General features: G+C 72.5%; 3 protein-coding genes and 1 pseudogene. All 4 read left to right on the top strand.

Features of this window, described 5'->3' with window-relative positions:
- Positions 1–108: 108 nt before the first annotated feature.
- Positions 109–474 carry a chorismate mutase gene (locus tag FNH09_RS44825; protein WP_152895620.1) on the top strand — a complete coding sequence of 122 codons (366 nt, stop codon included), beginning with the start codon at positions 109–111 and terminating at the stop codon, positions 472–474.
- Between the two features lie 141 nt (positions 475–615).
- The gene (locus FNH09_RS44820; RefSeq protein ID WP_152895619.1) at positions 616–1,161 is read left to right on the top strand and encodes a response regulator; all 546 of its coding nucleotides are present in this window, start codon (positions 616–618) and stop codon (positions 1,159–1,161) included.
- Positions 1,162–1,217: 56 nt separating this feature from the next.
- Entirely contained in the window at positions 1,218–3,713 is a 2,496-nt protein-coding gene (gene pepN / locus FNH09_RS44815; protein ID WP_152895618.1) for an aminopeptidase N, read from the top strand.
- Positions 3,714–3,954: 241 nt separating this feature from the next.
- A pseudogene (locus FNH09_RS44810) lies at positions 3,955–4,452 on the top strand (aspartate aminotransferase family protein); the annotation flags it as partial.

Here is a 4,452-nt window from a genome sequence, read left to right as displayed (position 1 = left end):
GGCCCCGCCACACCGGACCCCGCGACTCCGCCCCGCCCTGGCCTGCCCCGTACGTACCGCAGGAGGCCGTAGGCCGCGCGCCAGCGGCGCCGCGTAGGGTGAACGCCCATGACCACCAGCCCCACCGGCGACGGCGGCATCGACCCCGCCGTCCGCGAGGAACTCGACCGGCTGCGCAACAGCATCGACAACATCGACGCCGCCGTCGTCCACATGCTCGCCGAACGCTTCAAGGCCACCCAGCAGGTGGGCCACCTCAAGGCCGCACACCAGCTGCCCCCCGCCGACCCGGACCGCGAGGCCCGGCAGATCGCCCGGCTGCGCACCCTCGCCGAGAACGCCAAACTCGACCCCGCCTTCGCCGAGAAGTTCCTCAACTTCATCGTCGCCGAGGTCATCCGCCACCACGAACGCATCGCGGACGCCACGGCCAACGGCACCACCACGAACACCACCGTCACGACGGCCGATTGACGCCGTTGCGCGCCGCCGGGAGGTGACACGGGCACCCGTCCGAGGCATGCTGCGCTGTGCACCGCCCGTCAACCGGCGGGCACAGCGCGTCAGCACCCCGGACCCCAGCTGGTGGTCCCACCGCGGGAGGGACGTCGGGCCATGCCGTCGGATGACGCGATCCTCATCGTCGACGACCACGAGGACACCCTCTACGCCCTGGAGAACACCCTCGCCCCGCTCGGCCACCGGATCGGCCGCGCCACCAGCGGCGACGCGGCACTCAAACAGATCCTGCGCGGCCGGGTCGGACTGCTCCTGCTCGACGTGCGCATGTCCGGCGTGGAGGGCCTGGACGTCGTGCGCTACATGCGCCGCGTCGAGCAGACCCAGCACATTCCCGTCGTCCTGCTCACCGGCTTCGGCCCCGACCCCGAACTGACCGCCGCCGCCTTCGCACTCGGCGTCGCCGACCTGGTCGCCAAACCCGTCGACCCCTGGGCCCTGCGCACCAAGATCCGCTACCTCTACGACGCCCATCAGCGCCAGCTGGCCCTGGAGCGGGAGATCCGCGACCTGCGCACCCTCGTCGAGGACCGCGCCGACCTCCCGGTCCGCCTCCCCAGGACCGGACCGACCCACCTGGACGCCCGCGTTCCACCCCAACGCGACACACCACGGGCGGCTCCGGCGCGCGAGGGGACATAAGGAACGTACCGAACCGCCACTGTGCCTTCCCGACGCCATCAGGCAGCATGTCGTTCATGTCCGTACTGACGCGCGACGAAGCGCAGACCCGTGCCCGACTCCTCGACGTCCACCGCTACACGATCGAACTCGATCTGACCACCGGCGACGACACCTTCGGGTCCGTGACCGTCATCAGGTTCACGGCCCGGTCGGACGCGGACACCTTCGTGGAGCTCAAGCCCGCCGAACTGCGTTCCGCCACCCTCGACGGACAGCCCCTGGACCCCTCCGGCCTCCAGGGCAACCGGCTGCCCCTGACCGGCCTCGCCGCGGGCGAGCACGAACTGCGCGTCGACGCCGCCATGCGCTACTCCCGCACCGGCGAAGGCATGCACCGCTTCACCGACCCCACCGACGGCGAGACCTACCTCTACACCCAGCTGTTCATGGACGACGTGCAGCGCGTCTTCGCCGCCTTCGACCAGCCCGACCTCAAGGCCGTCTTCGACCTGACCGTCCAGGCCCCCGAAGGCTGGAGCGTCCTCGCCAACAGCGTCACCGAGCACCTCGGCGAAGGCCGCTGGCAGGCCGCCCCCACCCCCCTCATCTCCACCTACCTCGTCGCCGTCGCCGCCGGCCCCTGGCACTCCGTACGCACCGAACACCGCGGCCTGCCCTTCGGCATCCACTGCCGCCGCTCCCTCGCCCCCCACCTCGACGCGGACGCCGAGGAACTCCTCGACATCACCAGGCAGTGCTACGACCGCTACCACGAGAAGTTCGAGGAGCCCTACCCCTTCGACTCCTACGACCAGGCGTTCGTCCCCGAGTTCAACGCCGGCGCCATGGAGAACCCCGGCCTGGTCACCTTCCGCGACGAATTCGTCTACCGCTCGGCCGTCACCGACACCGAACGACAGACCCGCGCCATGGTCATCGCCCACGAGATGGCCCACATGTGGTTCGGCGACCTCGTCACCCTGCGCTGGTGGGACGACATCTGGCTGAACGAGTCCTTCGCCGAGTACATGGGCTACCAGACCCTCACCGAAGCCACCCGCTTCACCGACACCTGGGTCGACTTCGGCGTCGCCCGCAAGTCCTGGGGCTACGACGCCGACCAGCGCCCCTCCACCCACCCCGTCGCCCCCGAAGCCGTCGAGGACACCGCCTCCGCACTCCTCAACTTCGACGGCATCTCCTACGCCAAGGGCGCCTCCGCACTGCGCCAACTCGTCGCCTGGCTCGGCGAGAAGGACTTCCTGGCCGGCATCAACACCCACTTCGCCCGCCACCGCTTCGCCAACGCCACCCTCGCCGACTTCATCGACTCCCTCGCCGCCGCCACCGACCGCGACGTCCACGCCTGGGCCGACGCCTGGCTGCGCACCACCGGAGTCGACACCCTCACCCCGGCCGTCACCGCCGACACCGACGGCACCCGCACCCTGACCGTCGGGCACACCGGCAGCCGCCCCCACCGCATCTCCGTCGGCCTCTACGACCACGACCACGGCGACGACCAGGGCAGCCTCACCCTGCGCGGACGCCTCGACCTCGACATCCCGCAGACCACCCCCCAGCCCATCGGCAAACGCCCCGCACTGCTGCTCCTCAACGACGGCGACCTCACCTACGCCAAGATCCGCTTCGACCCCGAGTCCTTCGAGACCGTCCGCACCAGCCTGTCCGGCCTGCCCGACCCGCTCACCCGCGCGGTCGTCTGGAACACCCTGCGCGACTGCGTACGCGACGGCGAACTCCCGCCCGCCGCCTACCTGGAGACCGCCCACACCCACCTCCCGCGCGAGAACGACCTCGCCCTCGTCCAGGGCGTCCTCGCCTTCGCCGCCGGCCAGATCGCCGACCGCTACCTCACCCCCGAGGACCGCCCCGCCGCCCTCGCCACCCTCAGAAGCCTCTGCCGCGACCTCATCCGCCGCACCGAGGACGGCGACAACCCCGGCCTGCGACTGGTCGCCGTACGCCACTTCATCGACGCCGCCGCCCACCCGGACACCATCAGCGCCTGGCTCGCCGACGGAACCGTCCCCGGCGGTCCCGAACTCGACCCCGAACTGCGCTGGCGCATCCTCGCCCGGCTCGCCGTCCTCGGCGCGATCGACGACACCGCCATCGACGCCGAACTCCGCCAGGACCCCAGCGCCACCGGCCAGGAGGGCGCCGCCCGCTGCCGGGCCGCCCTGCCCGACCCGCGCGCCAAACGCGCCGCCTGGGACGCGATGTTCGCCACCGACGACACCACCGACCTGTCCAACTACCTGTTCACCGCGACCGCCCAGGGCTTCTGGCAACCCGAACAGGCCGACCTCGTACGGGAGTACATCCCGCGCTACTACCAGGACGCCGTCGCCGTCGCCGCCCGCCGCGGCCCCGCCATCGCCGAGGCCGCGGGCCGCTGGGCGTTCCCCGCCGTCGCCGTCCACGACGACACCCTCCGCCTGGGCGAGGAGTGCCTGCGCGACGCCGACCCCATCCCGGCCCTGCGCCGCAAACTCGTCGACCAGCTCGACGACCTCGCCCGAGCCCTGCGGGTCAGGCAGGAGTAACACCACCAACTCGCCGACAGCGCAACCCCGGTACACCTCCGGCGCACCACCCGCGCACACCGGCGCACCACCCGGGCGGGCCCCACCACATACACGGCGGGGCCCGCCCGGGCCCGTCCCGACACGATTTCCCCGCCCGGGAGTACCCCCGCACGGGTTCCGATCGTTGAGCTCTTCGGACGCGCCGCAGCATCCGCGCACAAGCCGATGCTCCCCCTGCCCCGCGCCCCGGAGGAGCATCATGAGCACGCCGCCGCTCGCCTCAGGCCCCGAAGGACACCAAGCCCTGCGGCCGCTGCTCGACACCGTCCTGGACGCCCTGAGCGACGGCAGCCGGGCCCGCGGCGGCCCCCTGCCCGCCGGCGGACCCACCGCGGTCGCCGCCCGCCTCACCGACGCCGTCGGAGACGTCCTGCCCGACCACGGCGACCCCGGCGCCCTGCGCACCCTCGTCCACGCCCTCGCCGAGGGCGCCGCCGACCCCGCGGACCCCCTGTGCGCCGCCCACCTGCACTGCCCACCACTGGCCGTCGCCACCGCCGCCGACCTCGCCGTCAGCGTCCTCAACCCCTCCCTCGACTCCTGGGACCAGGCACCCGCCGCCTCCGAACTGGAAGCCCGGGTCACCCGCGCCCTGGCCCGCCTCGCCGGACTCACCGACGCCCTCGTCACCACCGGCGGCACCGAAGCCAACCAACTCGCCCTGCTCCTCGCCCGGGAGACCCACGGCGCCGGCCCT

This window comes from Streptomyces adustus (assembly GCF_009377175.1).
GTDB classification, from domain to species: Bacteria; Actinomycetota; Actinomycetes; order Streptomycetales; family Streptomycetaceae; genus Streptomyces; species Streptomyces adustus.
This window is presented reverse-complemented; position numbering and strand designations above follow the sequence as displayed.

Coding starts and splice junctions, on each gene's coding strand:
- FNH09_RS44825 (WP_152895620.1), top strand. CDS start 109: ATGACCACCAGCCCCACCGGCGACGGCGGCATCGACCCCGCCGTCCGC.
- pepN (WP_152895618.1), top strand. CDS start 1,218: ATGTCCGTACTGACGCGCGACGAAGCGCAGACCCGTGCCCGACTCCTC.
- FNH09_RS44820 (WP_152895619.1), top strand. CDS start 616: ATGCCGTCGGATGACGCGATCCTCATCGTCGACGACCACGAGGACACC.